25 protein-coding genes are annotated in these 24333 nt (G+C 69.5%); 12 read left to right on the top strand and 13 right to left on the bottom strand.

The window, feature by feature from the left end; translation table 11 throughout:
- The first annotated feature begins 69 nt into the window (after positions 1-69).
- Positions 70-1347 carry a diaminopimelate decarboxylase gene (lysA, locus tag MKK54_RS10845; RefSeq protein ID WP_244010796.1) on the top strand — a complete coding sequence of 426 codons (1278 nt, stop codon included), beginning with the start codon at positions 70-72 and terminating at the stop codon, positions 1345-1347.
- Between the two features lie 4 nt (positions 1348-1351).
- Here lysA and MKK54_RS10840 read toward each other — a convergent pair whose 3' ends face one another.
- Positions 1352-1873, bottom strand: a complete 522-nt coding sequence (locus MKK54_RS10840) for a tellurite resistance TerB family protein (protein ID WP_244010795.1) — start codon at positions 1871-1873, stop codon at positions 1352-1354.
- A 161-nt stretch (positions 1874-2034) separates the two neighbouring features.
- Between MKK54_RS10840 and MKK54_RS10835 the strand changes: the two genes are divergently transcribed.
- The 8 genes from MKK54_RS10835 (at position 2035) to MKK54_RS10800 (ending at position 9630) form a co-directional block, all read left to right on the top strand.
- The gene (locus MKK54_RS10835) at positions 2035-4680 is read left to right on the top strand and encodes a TIGR02302 family protein (protein ID WP_244010794.1); all 2646 of its coding nucleotides are present in this window, start codon (positions 2035-2037) and stop codon (positions 4678-4680) included.
- A 105-nt stretch (positions 4681-4785) separates the two neighbouring features.
- Positions 4786-4971, top strand: coding sequence for a twin transmembrane helix small protein (locus MKK54_RS10830; protein ID WP_244010817.1), 186 nt, complete (start codon positions 4786-4788; stop codon positions 4969-4971).
- A gap of 252 nt (positions 4972-5223) precedes the next feature.
- Positions 5224-5838 (top strand): acyloxyacyl hydrolase, encoded by a 615-nt coding sequence (locus MKK54_RS10825; protein WP_244010793.1) that lies wholly within the window; start codon positions 5224-5226, stop codon positions 5836-5838.
- 135 nt (positions 5839-5973) lie between these two features.
- Positions 5974-6546, top strand: coding sequence for a cob(I)yrinic acid a,c-diamide adenosyltransferase (locus MKK54_RS10820; RefSeq protein ID WP_244010792.1), 573 nt, complete (start codon positions 5974-5976; stop codon positions 6544-6546).
- Between the two features lie 50 nt (positions 6547-6596).
- Complete coding sequence (locus MKK54_RS10815; protein WP_244010791.1) at positions 6597-6770, top strand: hypothetical protein; 174 nt, start codon at positions 6597-6599, stop codon at positions 6768-6770.
- 5 nt (positions 6771-6775) lie between these two features.
- A complete protein-coding gene (locus tag MKK54_RS10810; protein WP_244010790.1) occupies positions 6776-7525 on the top strand; it encodes an electron transfer flavoprotein subunit beta/FixA family protein in 750 nt (249 codons plus the stop codon).
- A gap of 90 nt (positions 7526-7615) precedes the next feature.
- Positions 7616-8563, top strand: a complete 948-nt coding sequence (locus MKK54_RS10805) for an electron transfer flavoprotein subunit alpha/FixB family protein (protein WP_244010789.1) — start codon at positions 7616-7618, stop codon at positions 8561-8563.
- Between the two features lie 185 nt (positions 8564-8748).
- The gene (locus MKK54_RS10800) at positions 8749-9630 is read left to right on the top strand and encodes a 3-hydroxybutyryl-CoA dehydrogenase (protein WP_244010788.1); all 882 of its coding nucleotides are present in this window, start codon (positions 8749-8751) and stop codon (positions 9628-9630) included.
- Positions 9631-9662: 32 nt separating this feature from the next.
- On the opposite strand, the gene MKK54_RS10795 is transcribed toward MKK54_RS10800, so the two are convergent.
- The 5 genes from MKK54_RS10795 to MKK54_RS10775 form a co-directional block, all read right to left on the bottom strand.
- Positions 9663-9965 carry a hypothetical protein gene (locus tag MKK54_RS10795; protein WP_244010787.1) on the bottom strand — a complete coding sequence of 101 codons (303 nt, stop codon included), beginning with the start codon at positions 9963-9965 and terminating at the stop codon, positions 9663-9665.
- A gap of 119 nt (positions 9966-10084) precedes the next feature.
- Complete coding sequence (locus tag MKK54_RS10790) at positions 10085-11095, bottom strand: NAD(P)H-quinone oxidoreductase (protein WP_244010786.1); 1011 nt, start codon at positions 11093-11095, stop codon at positions 10085-10087.
- Between the two features lie 91 nt (positions 11096-11186).
- On the bottom strand, positions 11187-11828 hold the full coding sequence (upp, locus tag MKK54_RS10785) for a uracil phosphoribosyltransferase (protein ID WP_244010785.1): 642 nt from the start codon (positions 11826-11828) through the stop codon (positions 11187-11189).
- A gap of 185 nt (positions 11829-12013) precedes the next feature.
- The gene (locus MKK54_RS10780; protein WP_244010784.1) at positions 12014-12472 is read right to left on the bottom strand and encodes a DUF2852 domain-containing protein; all 459 of its coding nucleotides are present in this window, start codon (positions 12470-12472) and stop codon (positions 12014-12016) included.
- Between the two features lie 77 nt (positions 12473-12549).
- Positions 12550-13188, bottom strand: coding sequence for a TetR/AcrR family transcriptional regulator (locus MKK54_RS10775; RefSeq protein WP_244010783.1), 639 nt, complete (start codon positions 13186-13188; stop codon positions 12550-12552).
- 142 nt (positions 13189-13330) lie between these two features.
- On the opposite strand from MKK54_RS10775, the gene MKK54_RS10770 reads away from it, so the two are divergent.
- Positions 13331-14539, top strand: coding sequence for a helix-turn-helix transcriptional regulator (locus tag MKK54_RS10770; RefSeq protein ID WP_244010782.1), 1209 nt, complete (start codon positions 13331-13333; stop codon positions 14537-14539).
- Positions 14540-15018: 479 nt separating this feature from the next.
- Here MKK54_RS10770 and MKK54_RS10765 read toward each other — a convergent pair whose 3' ends face one another.
- From MKK54_RS10765 to MKK54_RS10755, 3 genes are read right to left on the bottom strand one after another with little or no spacing between them, the layout of a single operon-like run.
- Positions 15019-15210: a DUF1192 domain-containing protein gene (locus MKK54_RS10765; RefSeq protein ID WP_244010781.1), complete on the bottom strand. Its 192-nt coding sequence runs from the start codon at positions 15208-15210 to the stop codon at positions 15019-15021.
- 23 nt (positions 15211-15233) lie between these two features.
- The gene (locus tag MKK54_RS10760) at positions 15234-16454 is read right to left on the bottom strand and encodes a phosphopentomutase (protein ID WP_244010780.1); all 1221 of its coding nucleotides are present in this window, start codon (positions 16452-16454) and stop codon (positions 15234-15236) included.
- A gap of 13 nt (positions 16455-16467) precedes the next feature.
- On the bottom strand, positions 16468-18096 hold the full coding sequence (locus tag MKK54_RS10755) for an ABC transporter ATP-binding protein (RefSeq protein ID WP_244010779.1): 1629 nt from the start codon (positions 18094-18096) through the stop codon (positions 16468-16470).
- Between the two features lie 185 nt (positions 18097-18281).
- On the opposite strand from MKK54_RS10755, the gene MKK54_RS10750 reads away from it, so the two are divergent.
- Entirely contained in the window at positions 18282-19136 is an 855-nt protein-coding gene (locus MKK54_RS10750; RefSeq protein ID WP_244010816.1) for a lytic transglycosylase domain-containing protein, read from the top strand.
- Positions 19137-19257: 121 nt separating this feature from the next.
- A complete protein-coding gene (locus MKK54_RS10745) occupies positions 19258-20166 on the top strand; it encodes an alpha/beta hydrolase (protein WP_244010778.1) in 909 nt (302 codons plus the stop codon).
- 3 nt (positions 20167-20169) lie between these two features.
- Here the strand turns inward: MKK54_RS10745 and MKK54_RS10740 are convergent, their stop codons facing one another.
- The 4 genes from MKK54_RS10740 to MKK54_RS10725 all read right to left on the bottom strand — a co-directional run bounded on the left by MKK54_RS10740 (position 20170) and on the right by MKK54_RS10725 (position 24291).
- Complete coding sequence (locus MKK54_RS10740; protein WP_244010777.1) at positions 20170-21306, bottom strand: endo-1,4-beta-xylanase; 1137 nt, start codon at positions 21304-21306, stop codon at positions 20170-20172.
- Positions 21303-21737 (bottom strand): acyl-CoA thioesterase, encoded by a 435-nt coding sequence (locus MKK54_RS10735; protein ID WP_279597293.1) that lies wholly within the window; start codon positions 21735-21737, stop codon positions 21303-21305. Before MKK54_RS10735 ends, MKK54_RS10740 begins: the two co-directional genes overlap by 4 nt.
- A 170-nt stretch (positions 21738-21907) precedes the next feature.
- Complete coding sequence (locus MKK54_RS10730) at positions 21908-23671, bottom strand: pyrroloquinoline quinone-dependent dehydrogenase (protein ID WP_244010776.1); 1764 nt, start codon at positions 23669-23671, stop codon at positions 21908-21910.
- A gap of 77 nt (positions 23672-23748) precedes the next feature.
- On the bottom strand, positions 23749-24291 hold the full coding sequence (locus MKK54_RS10725; protein ID WP_244010775.1) for an ankyrin repeat domain-containing protein: 543 nt from the start codon (positions 24289-24291) through the stop codon (positions 23749-23751).
- Positions 24292-24333 lie beyond the last annotated feature (42 nt).

The following is a 24333-nucleotide window of genomic DNA, read 5'->3' as shown; positions in this document are numbered from 1 at the left end:
ACCGTTCGCAGGGTGCGGACGCGTCTCGCGCGCCGCTCCCCTCGGAGCCCCGCGCTCGCAGGCAGGCCGATGCATCATTTCCAATACCGTGACGGCCGCCTCCAAGCCGAGGACGTCGACCTGACGGACCTTGCCGAGCGCGTGGGCACGCCGTTCTACTGCTACTCCACCGCCACGCTGGAGCGGCATTACGGCGTCTTCGCCCAGGCGTTCGGCGGCGACGATGCCCTCGTCTGCTACGCCATGAAGGCGAATTCGAACCAGGCGGTCCTGACCACCCTGGCGCGCCTCGGCGCCGGCATGGACATCGTCTCCGAGGGCGAGTTGCTGCGGGCCCTCGCGGCCGGCGTCGACCCAGGGCGGATCGTGTTCTCCGGAGTCGGGAAGACCCGCTCGGAGATGGCCGCCGCGCTGAAGGCCGGCATCTACTGCTTCAACGTCGAGAGCGAGCCGGAACTCGCCGAACTCTCCGCCGTCGCGACGAGCCTCGGCCTGACCGCCCCGATCTCGATCCGGGTGAACCCCGACGTCGATGCGGGCACGCACGCCAAGATCTCCACCGGCAAGTCCGAGAACAAGTTCGGCATTCCGCTCGGGCGGGCCCGGGCCGTCTACGCCCATGCGGCCAGCCTGCCGGGTCTGGCGATCTCGGGCGTCGACATGCACATCGGCAGCCAGATCACCGACCTGGCGCCCTTCGACCACGCGGCCGGCCTTCTCGCCGGCCTCGCCCGCGACCTGATGGCCGAGGGACACGCCCTCCACCACATCGATTTCGGCGGCGGCCTCGGCATTCCGTACCGTGACGACAACGCGCCGCCGCCGGAGCCGGCCGCCCTCTCGGCGATCCTGCGGCCGCACTTCGCGCCGCTCGGCCTGCGCCCGGTCTTCGAGATCGGACGGATGATCGCCGGCAATGCGGGCATCCTGGTGACCCGCGTCATCTACGTGAAGCGCACCGAGGGCCGGACCTTCGTCATCGTCGACGCCGCGATGAACGACCTCATCCGCCCGACGCTCTACGACGCCTACCACGGCTTGCGTCCGGTGCGGGAGGCGACCGACGGGACGCCGCGCCTCGTGGCGGACGTGGTCGGCCCGGTCTGCGAGAGCGGCGACTACCTCGCGCTCGCCCGTGAGATGCCGGAGGTCGCCCCCGGCGACCTGATCGCCGTGATGAGCGCCGGCGCCTACGGCGCGGTCCAGGCCGGCACCTACAACACCCGGCCGCTGGTGCCGGAGGTGCTGGTGCGGGGCGCCGACGCCGCGATCGTGCGCCCGCGCCCGTCCTACGAAGACCTCATCGGTCTCGATCGGGTGCCGGACTGGCTGAGCCCGGCCCCCTGATTCCTCAGGCCTCGGCCTCGATCCGGGCGACGGCCTCCGCCGGCACGTCGAGGGCGGTGGCGAGCATCTTGAGGAACTCGCGCTCCTGCAGCGTGTCGGCCAGGATCGACAGCCGGACCGCCGCGTAGATCCGCGTCGCCTGCTCCGGATTCTTCACCCGCTCGGCGATCTCGTCCACGTCGGCCGGGTCGGCGATCTCCGCCTCAAGCCAGGCCGCTCCGTTTCTCTCGATGCCGGCGCCCTCCACCGCCGCGTCGAGGCGCCGGCGCTCGTCCCGGTCGATCTGCCCGTCGGCCAGGGTAACGGCGACCATCGCGCGCAGCATGATGCGCGCTTCGTCCTCGCCGACCGGGGGTGAGGGCGGGGTCGGTTGCGGAGCGGTCTCCCCGGCGCCGTGCAGCGCGCGAGCGGCCAGAGCCGCCACCAGGGCGAGCCCGCCCAGGGCCGTCGCCGCCGCGATGCCGCCGCGGCGCGACCGCACCAGGGCATCGACGATCGGCCTCGACTCGATCCCGGTATCGCCCATGGCAGTTCTCCTCAATCGCGTTCCGAATGATCCAGGCGGCAACACGTGAAGTGCGGTCGCGGTTCATCGCGGCCCGGCCTGGGGTGATTTGACCCCGCCGCACGCAGCCCGCACCATGCTAACCTTGCGGGCAGGCGCGATGCGCCAAGGAGCCAGACACGATGGGCGAGGCCGACCCGGCGACCTCCACGCACGGCGAAACGTCGGGTGATTCCAGCAGCATCGGTCTGCGGCATCGCCTCGACCGGTTGGTCGCCCGCTCGCAGGCGGCCGCCCTCTGGGAGCGGGCCTGGCCGATCCTGTGGCGCGGGATCGGCCTCGTTCTGGCCTTCCTGAGCCTGTCCTGGCTCGGTCTCTGGCTCGACCTGCCGCCCCTCGGCCGGATGCTCGGTCTCGGCCTCTTCGCGCTCGGGCTGGTGGCGGTGCTGCTGCCGCTCGCCCGCCTTCGCCGTCCCACGCGCCGGGACGCCCTGGTGCGGATCGACCGCGAGGCCGAGGCCGCCGGCGGCGCTTCCTCCCACCACCCCGCCTCTTCGGTCGAGGACACCCTGGCGGTCGGCACCGGCGACCCGGCGACCCGGGCGCTCTGGGCCCTGCATCAGGCCCGCGCCGCCGCCGCCGTGGCGCGCCTGAAGGCGGGACCGCCCCGCCCCGCCATGGCGCGGCGCGACCCCTTCGCCCTGCGCGCAGCCGTGATCGTGGCCGCGGTGGCCAGCCTGTTCGTCGCCGGCTCCGAATGGCGTCCGCGCATCCTCGGCGCCTTCGATTGGCAGGCCGCCCCTCCGCCGGGACCGAACTTCCGCGTCGACGGATGGATCGACCCGCCTCTCTACACCCGTCTGCCCCCCCTGGTGGTGACGATGAGCGGCGAGGCGCAGCGCCTGCGCGCGCCGGTGAATTCGACGCTGATCGTCCGCATCGCCGGCCACGGCGAGGCCGCGCTGACCCCGAATGCCGGCCTCAAGGCGCTGCCGGGCAAGCCCGCGCATGCGGACCTGCGCGAGGACCGCTTTCAACTGACCGGCGGCGTCGCGGACCTCACCATCGCGGCGGGGGGCGTGACCCAACACCTCGTCGTCGAGACGATTCCCGACACCCCCCCGGAGGTGAGCCGCGTCGGCGGCCTCGAAGTCAACGCGCGGGGCACCTTCAACCTGACCTATCGGGCCAAGGACGATTACGGCATCGCCTCCGCCGAGGGGCTGGTGGAGCCGCTCGCCAACACGCGCGCCCTGGTTCCGCCGCCCCGGATCTCCCTGGCGCTCCCCGCCGATGCCACGGGCGAGCACGACACCAAGACGATGGTCGACCTCACCGACAATCCGTGGTCGGGCGCGCGCGTGCGCCTGACGCTGGTGGTGAAGGACGAGGCGGGGCAGTACGGGCGCACGCCCACCACCGAGGTGACGCTGCCGGCCCGTCTCTTCGCCCAACCCCTCGCGCGCGCGCTCGCGGAGGAGCGCCGCCGCCTCATCACGGCCCCGGACGAGAGTCGTCCCCGGGTGCAGACCGCCCTCGACGCCCTCCTGATCGCACCGGACCGCTACACGCCGCAGCCCAGCATCTTCCTCGGCCTCAGGACCGCCTCACGCCGCCTGAAGGCCGCCCGCACCGACGAGGCCCTGATGGAGGTTGCCGACCTCCTGTGGGACATGGCGCTGAAGATCGAGGACGGTGACTTGTCCGATGCCGAGAAGAGCTTGCGCGCGGCCCAGGACAACCTGAAGCAGGCCATCGAGCGCAACGCGCCGGACGAGGAGATCAAGAAGCTGACCGAGGACCTGAAGCAGGCGCTCGACAAGTTCATGAAGGGCATGGCCGAGCGTCAGCGCAAGGACCCGAAGTCGCAGGCCGAGAAGAGCCCTCCGAACGCGAACGCCAAGACCGTCACGCCCGACGACCTGAACAAGATGCTGAGCGACATGGCCGAAGCCATGAAGCGCGGCGATACGGCGGAGGCACAGCGGCTGCTCGATCAGCTTCGGGACATCCTGGAGAACCTCCAGACCGCCGAGCCGAGCGGCAAGTCCGATCCGAACGGCCGCGAGATGAGCAAGCAGGCCGACGAACTCGACAAGCTTTCCCGCGAGCAGCAGGACCTGCGCGACGAGACCTACAAGGACGGCCAGGACAAGCGCGGCCAGCAGGGCCAGGGTCCGCGCGGCCAGCGTCCCCAGCGCGGCCAGCAGGGTCAGCAGCAGGACGGGCAGAAGGGACAGCCCGGCCAGCAGGGCCAGGGCCAACAAGGCCAGGAACAGCAGGGCCAAGGACAGCAGGGCCAGAAGGGCGAGGGCCAGAAGGGTGGCCCCGGGCAGCGCCAGCAGGCGCTGCGCGAGCGCCTGGAAGACCTTCAGCGCCGGATGAAGGACCTCGGCATGCAGGGCGAGGACGGCTTGTCCGAAGCCGAGGAGGCGATGCGCGAGGCGGAAGGCGCCCTGGGCCAAGGCAAGGATGGCGACGCGGTGGACGCGCAGGGCCGCGCCCTCGACGGCCTGAAGCGCGGCGCCGAGGGCATGCAGAAGCAGATGCAGGAGATGGCGGAGGCGGACGGCGAGGGGAAAGGCGAAGGTGAGGGTGGCGAGCAGCCGGGCCAGCAGGGCCAGGCCGGCAACCGAGAGGACGATCCGCTCGGCCGCCCGACCAAGGGGCGCGACATGACGAACGGCAATGCCCGCGTACCCACCGCGGATGAATCCGCCGTGCAGCGGACCCGTCGCATCATGGAGGAGCTGCGCCGCAAGCTCGGTGACCCGAGTCGCCCGCGTGAGGAACTCGACTATTTCGAGCGCCTGCTGCGTCGGAACTGATACCCCGAGCGCCGATGCGATTCCCTGCCTCATGGGCTCCCTTCGCTGCGGAGCCCATAAGGGGATGAGACCTGGAACGCCCCCGCAGCCGCGAGAGACGCCGTGATTTCTTCCAACACCCTCGTGCTGCTCGCTTGTCTCGCGGTGGCGGTCGTCCTGTTCCTTGGCCTCCTCAACATGATGCGGGGCGGCAGCGCGAACGTCTCGCAGAAGCTGATGCGCCTGCGCGTGCTGCTGCAATTCCTCGCCATCATCCTGATCATGGGCGTGGTTTGGTGGCGGTCCGCCTGATCTCCTCTCCGGGGTTTTGCAAAGCATCCCTTCGCGGATCGGAGCATCGCCGCGATTGCGGGGCATCGCCAGGATGCCGGGCATCGGCTTAATCCCCGCCGGTCGCGCCTCATCGCCACGCATGACGTGTGTGTGGCGCCGCGGCCTCACATCACAGCTATCGGCCGGTAAGAGCGGCAAACCGCGTTCCGCCGCCTGCCGCCCACGCCGCGAGCCGTGCTAGACAGGGCCGGTCCAACCGGAACCGTTTTGATGCATCCCCATTCGTTCCGCCGTCTCGCCGCCGCCGTCGTCGCCCTCTCGGTGACCTTGCCGGCACAGGCCGCCGATCTCCGACCCTCGTCGGTCGCTTATACGAGCCCCGTACAGCCTCTGAGCATCGTCTCCGAGGTGCGGATCGGCGGTGCCGTCCAGGATCCTGGCAGTGCGGAGCACAACACCAACAACATCAACGGTGAAATTCTCTTCGCGAAGCCGCGTGTCAGCCTCGATCCCTTCTGGCAAGCCTTCGTGCCGCGTCCGACCGTCGGCGGCAGCTACAACTTCGGCGGACGGACCAGCTACGCCTATATCGGCGGCACCTGGACCGTGGATCTCTTCCCGCAGACCCTGAACAACATCGTATTCCTCGAAGGCTTCTTCGGCACCGGCTTCCACAATGGCTATACCGGCCCGAAGCCAACGACGCCGGACGGCTTCAACACGCTCGGCTGCAACCCGCTGTTCCGGGAGGCCGCCGCCCTCGGCTTCCGGCTCACCGAGCACTGGAGCATCATGGCGACCGTGGAGCACATGTCGAATGCCGGTCTGTGCGCGAACAATCGCGGCCTGACCAATTTCGGCGGCAAGCTCGGCTACACCTTCTGAGCCCATCCACAACGTGATGGATCGGAGCCGGACTCGCGCGAGCGAGGCCGGCTCTTCGCGTTTTTACGCCTCCCGGACGGGTGAAATCGCGCTAGGTTCGTCGACAATCGTCATCCTCGCGATAGGACATCCGCCGTGGTCACGCTCAACCGCATCTATACCCGCACCGGCGACAAGGGGTCGACGGCGCTTGCCAGCGGCGAACGCCGCTCCAAGGCGGATCTGCGGATCGAGACCTACGGCACGGTCGACGAGACGAATGCATGCATCGGCCTCGTGCGCCTGCATGCCGATCCGACGCTCGACGCGATGCTCGGTGCCATCCAGAACGATCTGTTCGATCTCGGCGCCGATCTCGCGACGCCGGAGAGCGCGGAACCGCCGAAATACGAACCGCTTCGCGTCGTCGCCGCTCAGGTCCAGCGGATCGAGCGGGATATCGACGCCCTGAACGCCGACCTTTCGCCGCTCAAATCCTTCGTGCTGCCCGGCGGGTCGCCGGCCGCGGCGGCGCTGCACCTGGCGCGGACGATCTGCCGGCGGGCCGAGCGCCTCGCCGTGGCACTCGCGGCGACCGAGGGCGAAATCGTCTCTCCGGAAGCCCTGCAATACCTCAATCGGCTCTCGGATTTCCTCTTCGTGGCGAGCCGCACGGCGAACGCGAACGGCGCCGACGACGTGCTTTGGGTGCCGGGAAAGAATCGCTGACGGCCCGGACACGTTCGGGACGCGGCGGCCGGGTGGGAACCGATCCCGCGATGGTGGTGGTCGACCACCGCGTGGCGGCGTGGGCCCGCGTTGACAAGGCGGAAATGAGGCCGCTACGGTCCGCCGCCTCAAAGATCAAGGTTCAGGATTTCCGGCTTCGTCGGATGTCCATCGCGCGCCGCGCCGGCCTGATCGAAGAAAATTGTCCGCGCGGAGGATTGTGAACGCCATGAAGGTTCTGGTGCCCGTCAAGCGGGTCGTCGACTACAACGTCAAGATCCGGGTCAAGGCCGATGGATCGGGTGTGGACCTCGCCAACGTCAAGATGTCCATGAACCCCTTCGACGAGATCGCCGTCGAGGAGGCGATCCGCCTCAAGGAGAAGGGCAAGGTCACGGAGATCGTGGCCGTCTCCATCGGCCCGCAGCAGGCCCAGGAGACCCTGCGCACGGCGCTGGCCATGGGCGCCGACCGCGCCATCCTGGTCAAGACCGACGGGCTCGTGGAACCGCTGGCGGTGGCCAAGATCCTCAAGGCCATCGTGGAGAAGGAGGCCCCCGGCCTCGTCATCCTCGGCAAGCAGGCCATCGACGACGACTCGAACCAGACAGGCCAGATGCTGGCCGCCCTCCTCGACTGGCCCCAGGGCACCTTCGCCTTCAAGGTCGAGTTCGGCGACGGCGCGATCGACGTCACCCGCGAGATCGACGGCGGCCTCCAGACCGTGACGCTGACGCTGCCCGCCATCGTGACGACGGACCTGCGCCTCAACGAGCCGCGCTACGCGTCGCTCCCCAACATCATGAAGGCCAAGAAGAAGCCCTTGGAGGAACTGGCCCCCGACGCCCTCGGCGTCGACGTCACCCCTCGGATCACGGTCCTGAAGACCGTCGAGCCGGCCGGCCGCAAGGCGGGCGTCAAGGTCGAGTCGGCCGCCGCCCTGGTCCAGAAGCTCAAGGTCGAGGCCGGCGTTCTCTAGGAACGCCCAGCCTCCCGTCGGGGCCCGGCGCCGCGAGGGCGACGGGCTCGTCACAACGGCTCCGGCCCTTTCGAGGATTTCTCCCCCATCATGGCCACGCTCCTCTTCATCGAACACGACAACGGCGCCGTGCGCGACGCCAGCCGGAAGGCGCTCAGCGCCGCCGCTCAGCTCGGCGGTCCCGTCCACGCCCTGGTGCTCGGCACCGGCAGCCGCCCGGCGGCGGAAGCGGCCGCCAAGCTCGACGGCGTCGAGAAGGTGCTCCTCAACGAGGACGGTGCCTACGACCATGCCCTGGCCGAGCCCACGGCCGCGCTCATTGCCGCCATCGCGGCGCCCTACGACGTGATCATCGCGGCGGCCTCGACCACGGGCAAGAACGTGCTCCCGCGCGTCGCCGCCCTCCTCGACGTGGCGCAGATCTCCGACATCATCACGGTGGTCTCGCCCGACACGTTCGAGCGGCCGATCTACGCCGGCAACGCGATCCAGACCGTTCAGGCCACCGAGGCCAAGAAGGTGATCACCGTGCGGACGGCGGCCTTCAAGCCGGCGGCCGAGGGCGGCGCCGAGGCCGCGATCGAGCCCGTGCAGACGGCCGCCAATGCGGGAAAGTCGAGCTTCAAGGGCGAGGAGATCGCCAAGTCCGACCGGCCGGAACTGGCCGCGGCGCGCATCATCGTCTCGGGTGGGCGCTCGCTCGGCTCGGCCGACAAGTTCAAGGAGCTCATCGAACCGCTGGCCGACACGCTCGGCGCCGCGGTGGGCGCGTCGCGCGCGGCGGTGGATGCGGGCTATGCCCCGAACGACTGGCAGGTCGGCCAGACCGGCAAGGTGGTCGCCCCCGATCTCTACGTGGCGGTGGGCATCTCGGGCGCGATCCAGCATCTCGCCGGCATGAAGGACTCCAAGGTCATCGTGGCGATCAACAAGGACGAGGACGCGCCGATCTTCCAGGTGGCGGATTACGGCCTCGTCGGGGACCTGTTCCAGGTCGTGCCGGATCTGCAATCCGAGATCGCCAAGGCCAAGGGTTGAGCGAACGCTTGAGGTCATCCGGTTCGCACGGCGGCCGGTCCGACCTCATGACGGTGGCGTCCTTGCAGGGAATTGTTCTAGGAAGGCGCTGCCGCGCGACGCTATAAGCGGACTGGGCGTCCACGGCGACCGGACGGGGGTTCGGTCGCCGATCAAGTCACGCCGGAAGGGTGCGAGTTCAGGCGATGGGCATCGATATCAGAACGGTCGGAATCATCGGTGCCGGACAGATGGGCAGCGGTATCGCGCATGTCTGCGCGATGGCGGGCCTCGACGTCCGTCTGAACGACCGCGATCCGTCTCGCATTCACAACGGTCTGGCGACCGTGGACGGCAACCTCGCGCGTCAGGTTTCCAAGGGCACCATCGCCGACGAGCAGCGTCGCGCCGCGGTCGCGCGCATCGTGGGCGCGGAGACCTTCGATGATCTGGCGCCCTGTGATCTCGTCATCGAGGCGGCCACCGAAGACGAATCGACGAAGCGTCAGATCTTCAGCACCCTCTGCGCCTCGCTGAGGCCCGATGCCCTGATCGCCACCAACACCTCGTCGATCTCGATCACGCGTCTGGCGGCGTCGACGGACCGGCCGGAGCGGTTCATCGGGATCCACTTCATGAACCCGGTGCCGGTGATGCAGCTCGTCGAGCTGATCCGCGGCATCGCCACGGAGGACCCGACCTACGAATCGGCCAAGGCGTTCATCGCCAAGCTCGGCAAGATTTCGACGATGTCGGAGGATTTTCCGGCCTTCATCGTCAACCGCATCCTGCTGCCGATGATCAACGAGGCGATCTACACGCTCTACGAGGGCGTCGGGTCCGTCGAGTCGATCGACACCGCCATGCGGCTCGGCGCGAACCACCCGATGGGTCCGCTGCAACTCGCCGATTTCATCGGTCTCGATACGTGTCTGTCGGTGATGCAGGTGCTCTACGAGGGGCTCGCCGACTCGAAATACCGGCCCTGCCCGCTTCTCGTGAAGTACGTCGAAGCCGGATGGCTCGGCCGCAAGTCGAAGCGCGGTTTCTACGATTACCGTGGCGAGACGCCCGTACCGACCCGCTGAGGCGGATCGGCACGGACGGACCCCGCGCGAGATTACTGCTTGTTGCCGTTCGCGGACGGCTGGGCCGCGCTCGGATAGGCGGGGTTCGCGGCCGGCACGCTGCCCGTCGTCGACGACGATGTCGTGTTCGAATTCCCGCTCACCGAGCCCGTCACTTCCTTGCGCGATGCATCCTGGCTCTGGCTCGCGTAGTCCTTCGGCGCGTTCGCGCCCTGCCACGTCATCAGTCCGGTGATCGCGATCGCGAGGAGAACCAGACTGGCGACGAGGACGTAGAGAACCGGTTTGCCGCGCTTGCCCTGCCGGGCATCCTGACCGTGTAGATTATCCGCCATTCGATCCTCGCTTGACCGGTCCCGAAGACCGTCGTTTCGACCCAAGCGACAGTTCGCTCTCAGGTCATGCTCGGGTCGGAAACGCGAGGCTCGAGAGCGGAGTTCCCGGGCAAGCCGGCTCAGCGGCCGGTGGTCAGCATGATCTTGCCGAGATGCGTGCTCGATTCCATGAGTTCATGCGCCTTGCGCGCCTCTTCCAGAGGGAAGGTGGCATGAATGATCGGACGGATGGCGCCGGTTTCCAGCAACGGCCAGACGTCGCGCGCCAGGCCCTGGGCGATCGCCGCCTTCTCGGCTTTCGGGCGCGCGCGCAACGTGGCGCCCGTGAAGGTCAGCCGCTTCATCATGATGGGGGTCATGCTGAAGGCATCGACCTTGTAGCCCTGCATGAAGGCGATCTGGACGAGGCGGCCTTCGATCGCCAGGGCGGACAGGTTCTTGGCGAGGTAGGGAGCGCCGACCATGTCGAGAATGACATCGACGCCATTGCCGTCCGTGAGGCCCTTCACGGCCTCGACGAAATCCGCTTCCCGATAATTGATGGCGGCGTCCGCGCCGAGTTCACGGCAGAAGTCGCACTTCTCGGCGGAGCCAGCCGTGGCGAAGACGCGGGCGCCGTGATGCTTCGCGATCTGGATCGCCGTGGAGCCGATGCCGCTCGATCCACCATGGACGAGGAAGGCCTCGCCGGCCTTGAGCCGCCCGCGCTCGATCACCGTGCTGTAGACCGTGAAGTAGTTCTCCGGCAGGCCGCCGGCCTCGATCAGCGAGAGGGAGCGCGGCTTCGGCAGGCACTGCCCGATCTCCGCGACGGCGAATTCCGCGTAGCCGCCGCTGATCACCAGGGCACAGACTTCGTCGCCGATCGAGACGCCCGTGGCACCTTCGCCCAGGGCGACGACACGGCCCGCGACTTCGAGCCCCGGGATTTCCGTGGCGCCCTTCGGCGGCGGATATTTCCCCTCGCGCTGCTGGATGTCGGGACGGTTGACGCCCGCGCCCACGACCTCGATCAGAACCTGACCGGCTCCGGCCTGCGGCAACGGCACCGTTTCCAGGCTCAGCACGTCCGGGCCGCCGGCTCCGCTGAACCGGATCTGTCGCATCGTCTCGGGTAGGCTGGCTGTCATCGTGGATCTCCTCCGGGTGCCCGTCATGTGCGGCCGGGCTCCCGTTTGGCAAGACTCCCGTTCGGCAAGGATGATCTCTCGGCGACGCGCGTCAGCGCGTCCCGTACATCCGATCGCCGGCGTCGCCGAGGCCCGGCACGATATAGCCATGGTCGTTGAGGTGGCTGTCGATGGCGGCGGTCCAGACCGGCACGTCGGGATGCGCGGCCTGCAACCGGGCGAGCCCCTCCGGTGCGGCGAGCAGGCAGACGAAGCGCAGATCCTGAGCGCCTCGGCTCTTCAGCAGATCGATCGCCGCCACCGCCGAGTTCGCCGTCGCCAGCATCGGGTCGAGCACCAGGACGGTGCGGTCGATCAGGTCCGAGGGCGCCTTGAAGTAATACTCCACGGCTTCCAGCGTCTCGGGATCGCGATAGAGGCCCACATGCGCGACGCGGGCCGACGGAACCAGGGAGAGCATGCCATCGAGGAAACCGACGCCCGCCCGCAGGATCGGCGCGAGGACGAGCTTCTTGCCGGCGATCTGCGGGGCCTCCATCGCTTGGATCGGTGTATCGATGGTCACGCTCTCAAGGGGCAGGTCGCGCGTGACCTCATAGGCCAGCAGCATCCCGATCTCGTTGAGGATCTGACGGAAGCCCTTGGTCGAGCGTTCGCGCTGGCGCAACAGGGTCAATTTATGCTGCACGAGCGGGTGATCCACCACTCGGACGGGCGCCGCCGCTGCCTGCATCGCTGGATCTCCCGAAAGGCGGTGGTCCGATCCAGGGCAGCAGAGCCGAGTTCCAGACGCAAGCGGAATTCCTAGAGCATCGGCGGCCGCTGAGCGAGAGCGCTTATCTGGTTCGACAACACGAAAGAGGGCTCCCGGCGCACGGCCGGGAGCCCTCTGGCCAACCCTCCCGGATCCCTCGTCGTTCAGACGGAGCGGGTGGTGTCCGCCGCGCGACGCTTCTGCATGAAGGCGTCGAACTGCTCGCGGTCCTTCGCCCGCTTCAACTCCTCGACGAACTCGGCGAAGGCGCGACTCTCTTCCTGAAGGGCGCGCCGTTGGGCGTCCAAGCGGTCGAGCTCACTCCGGCGATACTCGTCGAAGGCGCGATTGCCCGTGACGCCACCGCGATTGGCCGCCTCGAACGCGGCGGCGAAGCGTGAACGCGTCGCTCCCGAATTCCAGGACAGGCCACGTCCGGCCCAGCCCCGCAACTCGCCGAGGGCCGGATAGCCCGCGACTTTCCAGGCGACATAGGCGGCGGCCAGCGGCCACCAGTAGATGAAGGCGACGACGATCGCACCGATTTCGACGGATCGACGGGGGAAGGGGCCGCTGCGGCAGGCCTTCCCGGTCGTGAAGGGGGAGGAGGAAGAGAAGCTCACGGCTCACGGCTCCAATGTAAATGTGAACGACATTCACTTGCGGATGGACAAGTCCGCTTTCAAGGGGCCGCGACGCGCTATTCCCGTCCCCGCGCGCTCGCCGCCCCGTGCACCAGGGCAAGCACGCCGGCCCGAAGGAGTTCGTACTTGTCCGGCATCCCGGCTCCTTTCGGCAGGTGGCCCGACGCCGCCAGGGTCGCCAGCCCATGCGACAGGGCCCAGACTTCGAGGGCGATGAAACGGGGGGTGACACCGCCGAAGCCTTCGGGAAACGTCGATTGCAAGGCGTCGACCAGAAGGTCGAAGGGGCTCGGGCGCGCACCCGGCCCTTCGTTCGGCTCGGCGGCCGCCAATCCTCGCGTCTCGAAGATCGCCGCGTAATAGCCGGGCTCCTCCTCCGCGAAGGCGAGATAGGCTTCGCCCATTCGGGTGAAGCGCTCCAAAGGTGTGCCGCGCGCGTTGAGGGCCCGAGCCAGACGTTCGGCGAGATCGGCGAATCCGCGCCCCGCCACCTCTTCGAGAAGCGCCTCGCGGCCGCGAAAATGTCGATAGAGGGCGGCGGGCGTGACGCCGACGAGGCGCGCGGCATCGACCAGGGTGAACCCGCCGATCCCGCGTTCGGCGATGAACCGGCGCGCCGCCTCGATCAGCGCCTCCTTGAGGTTGCCGTGATGATAACTGCGCCGGTCTCCCGGGCCTTCCCGCCAATGTCGCACACCGTTCTCCTCACCCTCGACGATCGGCGCGCTTCGCTGCGCAGGCTCGAGGGTTCCGCTCTCCCAACACCTAACATGGCGGACCACGATAGAGAGCCTCGCCCGTCCCGTCGGCACGACGCTTGCGCGCTATCACAGAGTCGTGATTTGGAAGAACATCGAAATCCTCGGGATCGGCGAACGTTCATCCCGCGACGTGAGTTCGCGAACATCATACTCAAACGACAATTTCGAGAACGTAGTGAGCTTGGGTGCCGTGACTTTTCGACCTGGACAGATCGAGTTCGAAGCGCTGACGGACTTGATCTATGAGGCGGCGGTCCTCCCTGAACTCTGGTCCGCAGTTCTGGACCAGATCGCCGAAATCGCCGGCGCGCAGGGTACGGTCCTCATCACCGCGGATCTGCAGTCCCATCGCTGGATCAATTCCGTGAGCCTCGATCAGGTCATGGAGGATTTCGCGACCGGCGGATGGAGCCGTGCGGGTCAGCGAACCGCGAGGCTTCTGGCCGCGCGCCATGCGGGGTTCATTCGCGAAGAGGATGTCTACACGCCGGAGGAATTGGAACAGGATGTCCTGATTCAAAAGTTCCTCCGCCCCAGGGGTCTGGGGTGGGGGGTGGCGACCGCCTTCCCGCTCTCCACGGGCGATACGCTCATTTTCAGCAGCGAGCGCCGGTTCGTCGACGGGCCCGTGCCTCACGCGGCCATCGTGACGCTCGACGCGTTGCGGCCGCATCTCGGCCGCGCGGCCCTGCTCTCGGCGCGCCTGAAACTGGAGCGGGCGCACGCATCCGTGCAAGCGCTCGAGATGCTGGGGCTCCCGGCCGCGGTGCTGTCCGGCAGCGGCAAGCTGCAATATCGCAATGCCGGCTTTGCGGGGCTCGTGCCTCGCGTGGTGCGCGACCACCGCGAGCGGATCGCCTTCGCGCATCCCGGAGCCGATGCCCTCCTGGCCGACGCCATCGGTGCCCGCGCGGCCCAATCCGCCCGATCGATCGCGGTCCCGGCCGACGACGACAATCCTGCGATGGTCGTCCATCTCCTGCCGATGCGCGGTTCGGCCCAGGATGTCTTCGGCGGCGGAACGATGCTGATGGTCGCAACGCCGGTGATGCCGCGTCCGGTGCCCGGAACCGAGCTTCTCTCCGGCTTGTTCGACTTGACCGCCGCCGAAGCCCGCATCGCACGCGGCATCGCGGACGGCGCCACGATCGCGATTCTCGCCGCGCAGCAGAATGTCGGGCTGGAAACCATTCGCAGCCAGGTGAAGGCGATCTTCGCCAAGACGGGCGTCACCCGTCAGGTCGACCTGGCTCGGCTGATCTCGGGTCTCAGCCTGATCCGCTAGGACGCGCGAGGGTGGTCGCTCAGGAGACGGTTCCCGCCGGAGGCGCGGTGCGAACGACGGCGGCACGAAACGGAATGACGTTGGACAGAGCGTCCCCGGACGTCTCCCGATGCGTCCCGCTCGAACTCGTGGTCTCGCCCGTCGGGGCCGGCGCGACCGAGCCGATCAGACATGCGATGACACGCTCGCTCGTGCCTCGCTCGACATGCCGCGCGATCCGCCGCCGCATCCAAGGCGCCAGCATCCACTTGGATTCCATCACGGCCCTCTCGTACATTCTAAGAGTTGCATGAGAGCCTACGGAGCCGCGTGATTCATCCCCCATCTGGGTGAAGGGCGCCTCTGCCGGGGCTCATCGAAATCCTCGATCGAACCCCGTGATCACGTCTTCCGCCTGATCGAAGCGGAGACAGGCTCGCCGAGCCCGCGCGGCGCCTGAGCGAAGCCCCAATCCGCCATTCCGGAGGGCTCAACCGGCATCACAGGCGGAAGATCGAACCGGCGCGTTCGAGGGCTGCCTTCTTCGCGTCCCGCGCCGCTTCGAGCCGTGCAATCTCGGAGACGAGAAGCGCGATGCGCGCCTCGAGGTCTTCCATCGAGAGGGTATCGAGCGGTTCCCCGACCCGGTGCGCGGCGCTGTCGCGCGACCTGCTCTCGTCCTCGTCTCGCATGCGCGCCTCCGATCCCATCGCCATCATAGCCAGGAACATCCGGTCCCGGGAGCTTCGAGTTCGAGATGATGCGCCAGCGTGGCACCGATATCTGCGAATGTCTCGCGCCGACCGATCCGGACGGGTGCGATGCCCGGCCCGAAGGCGAGGATCGGGACCTGTTCGCGGGTATGATCGGTCCCCGCCCAGGTCGGATCGTTGCCGTGATCGGCGGTGACGATGCAGAGGTCTCCCGGACGCAGGGCGGCTGCGATCTCGGGCAGCCGCGCATCGAAGGCCTCGAGTTCGGCCGCATAGCCCGGGACATCGCGCCGGTGCCCGTATTCGGTGTCGAAATCCACGAGGTTGAGGAAGACGAGACCGCCATCCGGCAAGGTGGCGAAGGCCGCGAGCGCGGCGTCAAGGCAGAGCGTATTGCCGCCGGGCTTGATCTCCTGGCCGGTCGCGCGATGCGCGAAGATATCGCCGATCTTGCCGACGCTCACCACGGCGCGCGCCGAGTCCTTCAGGATGTCGAGGAGCGTGCGGCCCGGCGGCTCGACCGCGTAATCCTTGCGGTTCGGCGTGCGCCGGAACCCGGCCTCGGGATCGCCGACGAAGGGACGGGCGATCACGCGTCCGATCCGGTGGGCGTCGCAGAGATCGCGGGCGATGCGGCAGGTGGCGTAGAGGCGCTCCAGGCCGAAGCTGTCCTCGTGCGCCGCGATCTGAAAGACGCTGTCGGCGGAGGTGTAGCAGATCGGCCGGCCGGTCCGGACATGCTCGGCCCCGAGCCGGTCGATGATGGCGGTTCCGGCCGCGTGGCAATCGCCCAGGATGCCGGGCAGTCCGGCCGCCGCGACCAGGGCCTCGGTCAGGCTCGGCGGGAAGGCTGGAACGGTGACGGGGAAGTGGCCCCAGGGTGTCAGCACAGGCACGCCGGTGATTTCCCAGTGGCCGGATGGCGTATCCTTGCCGGCGGCTCTCTCGACCGCGTGGCCGTGGGCACCGGTCGGAATGCTCGTGATCGCGAGCCCGGCGGGAATACGTCCCGTCGCGCCCTGTGCCGCCAGCCCGAGGCCGAGAGCCGCGAGATGCGGCAACGACAGGGGGCCTGCGCGCAGACCCGGTCGGTCTCCGCGACCCGCCGCGCAGGCTTGCGCGATATGGCCCAGCGTGTCGGCGCCCAGGTCGCCGTATCGCTCAGCGTCGGGGGCGCCGCCGATGCCGACGGAATCGAGCACGATGAGGAGGGCGCGCGGCATGGGCTCTCCCCCCTCAGGCCGGGACCGGATCGGCGATCGTTTCGCTCTGGAGATCGAAGGCGGCCGCGAAGAGGGTCTGGGTATAGGCGGTCTTCGGAGACGAGAAAATCGCTTCGGCGGAGCCTTCTTCCACCACGTGGCCGTTCTGCATCACCAGCACGTAGTTCGCCAGGGCCCGAACCACCTTGAGGTCGTGGCTGATGAAGAGGTAGGCGAGGCCGCGCTCGCGCTGGAGGTCGCGCAGGAGCGTGACGATCTGAGCCTGCACGGAGCGGTCGAGCGCGGAGGTCGGCTCGTCGAGGACGATGAATTTCGGCTTCAGCACGATGGCGCGCGCGATGGCGATCCGCTGGCGCTGCCCGCCCGAGAATTCATGCGGATAGCGGTTCATCGTCGCCGGATCGAGCCCGACATCGGTGAGCGCCCCGGCGACGACGGCATGCCGCTCGGCCCGCGTCCTCACCGCGCCCTGCACCACCAGTCCTTCGGCGACGATGTCGGCCACCGTCATCCGGGGCGACAGCGAGCCGTAGGGGTCCTGGAACACCACCTGCATGTCGCGCCGGTAGGGGCGCATGGCCGCCGGGGGCAGGCCGGCGATGGAGGAGCCGAGGAAGACGATCGGCCCGTCGCAATCGGTGAGGCGCAACAGCGCCAGTCCCAGCGTCGTCTTGCCGGAGCCGGATTCGCCGACCACGCCCACGGTTTCGCCCGCGCGCACCGCCAGGCTGACGCCGTCCACCGCCTTGACATGGCTCGTGGTCCGGCGGAGCCAGCCCTCGCGGATCGGGAACCAGACCTTGAGGGGACCGGCCTCCAGCAGGCGCGGCGCGTCCGCCGCGACCGGGTTGGCACGCCCCTTCGGCTCGGAAGCGAGGAGACGCCGCGTGTATTCGTGCTGCGGGCGCGCGAAGATCTCCGCCACCGGCCCGGCCTCCACGATCCGGCCGGACAGCATGACGCAGACGCGGCTCGCGATCCGCTGGACGATGCCGAGATCGTGGGTGATGAACAGCATCGCCATACCGAGCCGCGTCTGCAGATCGGCGAGCAGGGTCAGGATCTGCGCCTGCACCGTCACGTCGAGGGCGGTGGTCGGCTCGTCGGCGACGAGCAGGTCGGGCTCGCAGGCCAGCGCCATGGCGATCATCACGCGCTGGCGCTGGCCGCCCGAGAGTTCGTGCGGATAGGCGTTGAGGCGGCGCTCGGCGTCGCGCAGCCCGACGAGGTCCAGGAGTTCGAGGATGCGCGCCCGCGCCTTGCGCCCCGAGAGGCCGAGATGCACCTCCAGCACCTCGCCGATCTGACGCTGGATCGTGTGCAACGGGTTCAGGGAGGTCATCGGCTCCTGGAACACCATGGTGATGTCGGCGCCGCGAATGCCGCGCAGCCTGCGCTCCGGCAGCGTCAGGAGGTCCTGCCCCTTGAACAGGATGCGCCCACTCGGATGGTGGGCGCTGGAATCCAGGAGCCGCAGAATCGAGAGGGCGGTCACCGATTTGCCGGAGCCGGATTCGCCCACCAGCGCCACGGTTTCCCCGGCTTCGATGGTGAAGCTCACGCCATCGACGGCCCGCGTCTCGCGCTCTCGCGAGCGGAAGGCGACCGACAGGTCCTGAACGTCGAGGAGCGTTTCGGTCATCGAGGCCTGTATGCGGGCGGGGCTGACGGCATGACGGGCGTTATAGCGCGCGGGCCCGCAATCGGCGAACGCCGTTATGTGGGTGATGCCCGGGCCTTCGCGATTGATCGGCGGCGCGCGCGCCCTACAAACGCCGCGTGACCGCGTTTCCCAGACAATGCCCCCGCATCCTGCTTCTGCTCCTGATGCTGCTCGCACCGATGCCGGCGCGTGCCGCCGCGGAGGCGGCGACCGAGACCGTGGAGCAGGCGCTCTGCCGGCTCATCGAGGGATCGGCCAAGGCGCGCGGGCTGCCCGTGCCCTTTCTCACCCGGCTGATCTGGCGCGAGAGTGCGTTCCGGGTCGGCGCCGTGAGTCCGGTCGGCGCACAGGGGGTCGCGCAGTTCATGCCCGGAACCGCCCGCGAGCGCGGGTTGACCGATCCGTTCGACCCGGAGCAGGCCATTCCGCACGCCGCGCATCTGCTGGCGGACCTCAACCGGCAATTCGGCAACCTCGGATTGGCGGCCGCGGCCTATAACGGGGGGCCGGGCCGGGTCTCGTCCTGGCTGGCCGGCAGCGGCGGATTGCCGACCGAGACCCGCAACTACGTTCTGGCCATCACCGGATCTCCCGCCGAAGCCTGGCGTCCGGGCGCCGAGATCGAGATGCCGGAGGGCGAGCCCGCGCAGACGCGAAAGAGCGACGCCGGCCCGGCCTCCGAGATGACCTGCCTCCAGGTAACGGCGGCGCTCCGTATTCCGTCGCGCGGCGATCGGTTCGCGCTCGGCGGGAACGAGGGGCCGGCGGCCCCCTGGGGGATCCAGCTTGCCGGAAACTTCTCGAAATCGCTGGCGCTTCAGAGCTTCGCGCGGACACGGAAGCTCTACACAAGCGTGATCGGCGATGTTCGCCCGATGATCATCGGAACACGCCTGCGCAGCCGGGGCACGCGCGCCTTCTACCGCGTCCGCATTCCGGCCCAGAGCCGCGAGGCCGCCGATGGCCTGTGCGGCAAGATCCAGCGGGTCGGCGGTGCCTGTCTCGTCCTCAGAACCTGATCGTGACCACGGCCCGCGGATCGGACCCGGTCACGCCGGGACGTTCGCTCCATGAAGATCCCGCCATGAATCCGCCGCGCGAGCCCTGTCACAGGGGGGACGCGCCCCAACTGAGAGATGCATGACCCGGGTTCTCGCCGTCCTTGCCAGCTTCGCCGGTCTCGCGCTCGTCGCGCTCGGAATCACGGCCTGCTCGCCGCTCGCCTTCTTCGACGCCATCGGCCCCCGGGACGACGGCGGGCGTCTCAGCCTGAAGAACGCGGCGTTCGGGACGCATCCGCGCCAGCGCCTCGATGTCTTCACCCCGGTGGCGGCCAGCGGGAGCGCCCCCGTTCTGGTCTTCTTCTACGGCGGCTCCTGGAAGAACGGCGCGAAGGAAGATTACGCCTTTGTCGGCCAGGCCCTGGCGGCGCAGGGGTTCGTCACGGTGCTGCCGGATTACCGGCTCTACCCGGAGGTCCGCTTTCCCGACTTCCTCGATGACGGCGCCCGGGCCATCGCCTGGGTGCAGGAGAACATCGCGGCCTATGGCGGCGATCCCCGCCGGATCGTGCTCGCCGGGCACTCGGCCGGTGCCTACAACGCCGTGATGCTGGGGTTGAATCCGAGTTACCTGCGCCGTGCCGGCGTCGACCCGCGCGTCGTGCGGGCCGTGGCTGGACTTTCCGGCCCCTATGATTTCCTGCCCCTGGACGCCGGGACCGCGACGGAGGTCTTCGGTGAGGCGCCGAACAAGGCGGAGACGCAGCCGATCACCTTCGCGGGCCCGCGCTCGCCACCGGCCTTCCTGGCCTCCGGCGAGGCGGATACCGTGGTGCGCCCCGCGAATACGCGGCATCTTGCCGCCCGCCTGCGCGAGGCGCGGGTACCGGTGCAGGAGCGGATCTATCCCGGCCTCGACCATGCCGACACCCTGCTGGCGCTCTCGGTCACCTTCCGCTCGAAGGCACCGGAGCTCGCCGAGATGGCGGCCTTCCTGCGCCAGCAGGCGGGCGAGCGGCCGCAGCAGGCCCGCCTGCTCGGCCAGTGAGGCTCAGGCGTTGCGCAACCGTGCGCGCGCCGAGCGGTGGTCGGGCGCATCGTCGAACGCCCGGCGCATCGCGGCCCAGAGCGGGGTGCGCGCCAGAGCTTCGTCGAGGGGCAGCGCCCGCTGGGTCAGCCCGTCGGCGCGCCGGCGCTCCGGGTTCGTGTTGAGCCAGGTGTTGCGGTTGGTGATGTCCCAGGTCAGCACGTTCAGCACCGCCGGCTCGTCCAGCACCACGTCGAGGAAGCGGCGGGCGAGGTCCGAGACCGCCCGGTCCCGGACCTTCAGGTCGGCCGGGTAGTCGCGGTCGTTGATGTCGAACTCCGTGACCTCGATCGCGAGGCCGAGGCCGGCGACCTCCGTCAGGAAGCGCCGCAGCTTCGCCTGGTTCAGCGGGTGCTTGGCGTAGAGGTGACCCTGGAGGCCGAGGCGCCGGATGGGCACGCCGCGCGATTTCAGGCCTTCGAGCGTCCGCAACACCATGGCGCGGCGTGAATCGATCCAGTCGGCATCGAGTTCGAGGTCGTTCTCGTTCCAGGTGCCCGCCGCCTTGGGGTCGGTGGCGTGCTGGATGCGGAAGGCGAGGTCGACGTAAGACGGGCCCAGCGCCTCCAGCCAGGGCGTGCGCCGCAGGCCGTCGGGGCGGCCGTCCTGGGGGCCGCAGATCTCGTTGACCACGTCCCAGGCCTCGATCCGGCCCCGGTAGCGGCCCGCCATGGCGCCGATCCAGCGGCGCAGGAAGGCCTCGCCCTGTCCGCCGGCGAGGCGGCCCTGGACCCAGGCCGGGAGCATCTCGTGCCAGACCAGGGTGTGGCCGCGCATGCGCTGGCGGTTCGTCTCCGCGAAGGCCATCACCTCGTCCGCGTAGGTGAAGTCGAGCGTGTCGGGCTCGCGCCAGGCATAGGTCAGCTTCATCGCGTTCTCGGACACGAGGATGCCGGCCTCCCGCGCCAGGGCGCGGGCATAGGCGGGCTGCTGGCGGAGCGCGACGCCGTTCACCGCCGAGCCGTAGGCGACGCCCTTGGCGGCGGCCGCCGCGTTGAGGCCGTCGGCGACCCAGGATGGGGACGCGGCGAAGGCTCGGCCGCCCCCGAGCGCCAGAGCGCCCGCGAGCAGGGACCGGCGGGACGGTCCGGCGCGGCTCACGCGGCGTTCTCGCGCTCCGGCGGGATGATTCGGGGCCGGCGGTCGGCGCCGATGGCCACGAAGGTGAACAGCCCCTCCGTCACCTTCATGGTCTCCTCGCCCTCCCGCTCGCGGCGCCAGACCTCGACCTGGATGCGCATCGAGGTGCGGCCGACCCGCACGATCCAGGCATAGATGCTGACCTCGTCGCCGACGATGACCGGGCGATGGAAGGTCATCGCCTCCACCGAGATGGTGGCGCAGCGCCCGCGCGAGCGCCGGGCGGCGATGTTGCCGGCGGCCAGATCCATCTGGCCCATCAGCCAGCCGCCGAAGATGTCGCCGGCCGGGTTGGTGTCGGCGGGCATCGCGATGGTGCGGACCACCGGGGGACCCCGGTCCTCCGGCTGGCGCGGCTCGGGGGCATCGGCCGTCACGGCGTCGGTCGTCATGGCGTGGTGCGATCTCCGGCTGTGATGGACCGGCCGACGCAAGGCACGCGCCGACCGTGTCCTCATGTCACATCGGATTGGGGCCGAACAGGTGATCGCCACGGCCTGCGTGGCATTCTACCCGGAACGCCCCGTCGTCCCGTCACCGCGGCGGCGCTAGGCCGTCTTCCTCAGTCCGGCAACGCGAACACCACGAGGGCGTCGCCGGTGCCGAAGCCGGAGCCCTTGGTGAACGACGCGCCGCCCGCCGCCACGGCGACGTACTGCTTTCCGTCGAGCGAATAGGTGATCGGCGGGCCGCCGATGCCGGCGCCGCACTGGAAGCGCCACAGGATCGCGCCGGTCTGCGCGTCGTGGGCGTCGAGGTGGCCGTCCTCCTCGCCGGAGAAGACGAGGCCGCCGGCCGTGGCCAGCGTTCCCCCGGAGAGCCGGCTGCCGCCCTTCACCGACCAAGCGATCGCGCCGCCGCCCGCGAGGTCCACCGCCGTCAGGGTGCTGAAGCTCGGCTCGCCCTTGGCCTCGGTGGTCTCGGTGTAGCGGATGGCCGGGCGCTCGGGCGTCGCCGGCACGGTCCTGACCACGTAGGTGGTGGCCCCGTGCCGGACCTGAGCGAAGGCCTTGCCCGTCCGCGCATCGTAGGCGACCGGGTGCCAGGAGATCGCTCCGAGGGGGCCGGGGCTGACCACGGTGCCGGCCTCGGTCGGCGGCGCGTAGAGGTTCTTCTGCGCGATCAGCGGCGCGCTGCGCGTCAGGAGCTTCCCCGTGGCGCGGTCGTGCACGTAGATCCAGCCGGTCTTCGAGCCCTGGGCCACGGCCTTGACCGGGCCCTGCGGGGTCGGCTGGTCGAGGAGGAAGGGCGGGCTCGCGACGTCGTAGCCCCACTCGTCGTGCGGCACCTGCTGATGGTACCAGCGCAGGCGCCCGCTGCGCACGTCGAGGGCGACGAGGCTCATGGTGTAGAGGTTGTCGCCCGGCCGCGAGAGGCCGAAATTCTGCGGCGCGGGGTTGCCGGTGCCGACATAGATCAGCCCGAGGTCGGGGTCGTAGGCCGGCGTCATCCAGAGGGAGCCGCCGCCCACCCGCCACGCCTCGCGGTTGGCGGGCGCGGCGGCCTTCTCGGCGGCGATGTCGCGGTGGAGCGGCACGCCGTCGGGCGTGGCGGTGGCGAAATCGCCCTCCCAGCCATCGGCCTTCGTCACGTACCAGCGCCAGCGCTCCTCGCCCGTGGCCGCGTCGTAGGCGGCGAGCCAGCCGCGCCGGCCGTAGCCGCCCTCGATGCCGACCACGGCGCCCCCGTCGAGACCGCCCTTCGCGTCCTCGACATGCAGGCCGTAACCGGCGCCCGCGACGCCCACGATGACGAGGCCCTCCGCCACCAGGGGCGGCATCTTGAAGCCGAGCCGGCTCGACCCCTGCACGCCGTTCGCCCCGAGCGTCTCGGCCAGCGCCGAGGCGGTCTCGGACTCGCCCTCCTCCGGGCGCACGGCCTCGTGGTCCCACAGGACCTTGCCGGTGGCGGCGTCGAGGGCGATGATCCGCCCGTCCATGGTCGCCTCGAAGACCTTGCCGTCCGAGACCGCGACGCCCCGGTTCGAGGGCGGCCCGAAGATCTTCTCCGTGCGCGCCTTGTGGGTGTAGGTCCAGAGCACCCGGCCGTCGCGGGCATCGAGGGCCGCCACGTGGTTCTGCGTGGTCGAGACGTAGAGCGTGGTGCCGACCACCACCGGTTCCGCCTGGAAATAGCCGGTGATCCCGGTCTGGAAGATCCAGGCCGGGCGCAGGTTCTTCACGTTGGCGCGGTCGAGGCCGGTGAGCGGCGAGAAGTGCTGATTGGTGTGGTCGCGCCCGAACATCGGCCAGTCGTCGGCCCGTACGCCCAGTGGAAGCGTGGCCGAAAGCAGGGCTGCGAGGCCGGCCAGACGTGCGATGTGCATGGATTCTTTCCCTCTCGGCCCGGACCTGCGTCCCGACCCGGTCCTGTTGTCCGGCGCTGTCGCGGTCGTGTAGTCCGTCATCCGGCGCCCGGCCGCTTCGCCTGAGCGAGCTGGCGCGGCGTGTCGGCGGCGCCCATCGACTGGGCCATCTCCGCGGCGGTGAGGCCGGCGCCGTCGCGCAGGTCGGGATCGGCGCCGTGCGCGAGGAGCAGCTCAACCATGTCGGTGCGGTTGAACATCGCCGCCGTCATCAGGGCGGTGCGCGTGCCGGTGCCGGTCCCGTCGACCTGCGCGCCGTGGGCGAGCAGCAGGCCGGCGATGGCGAGGTCGCCCTTGAAGGCCGCGCCGGCGAGGGGCGTCTGCCCGCGATCGTTGGCGAGTTCGGGGTCGCCGCCGCCTTCGAGGATGACCCGCGCGGCCTCGGCCTGGCCGTTATAGGCCGCGAGCATCAGCAGGCTGTCGCCCTTGTCGTTGCGCAGGTTCGCCGGCAGGCCCTGGCCGAACAGCTCCGCCAGTTCCTCGGCGTGGCCCAGGCGGGCGTACTGGAAGACGCGGCCCGCGAAGGCCAGGGTGTCGGCGTCGAGTTCGGGCTTGGGAGCGGCGGGCGTCTCGGAATCCATGGGCTCTGTCCGGGCTTCGTCCTGGGGCGCCCGCGCGGGGTG

This window comes from Methylobacterium sp. J-068 (assembly GCF_022829445.1).
Classification (GTDB): domain Bacteria; phylum Pseudomonadota; class Alphaproteobacteria; order Rhizobiales; family Beijerinckiaceae; genus Methylobacterium.
The sequence above is the reverse complement of the archived record's forward strand: the minus strand, read 5'-3'. Positions and strand labels throughout refer to the sequence as shown.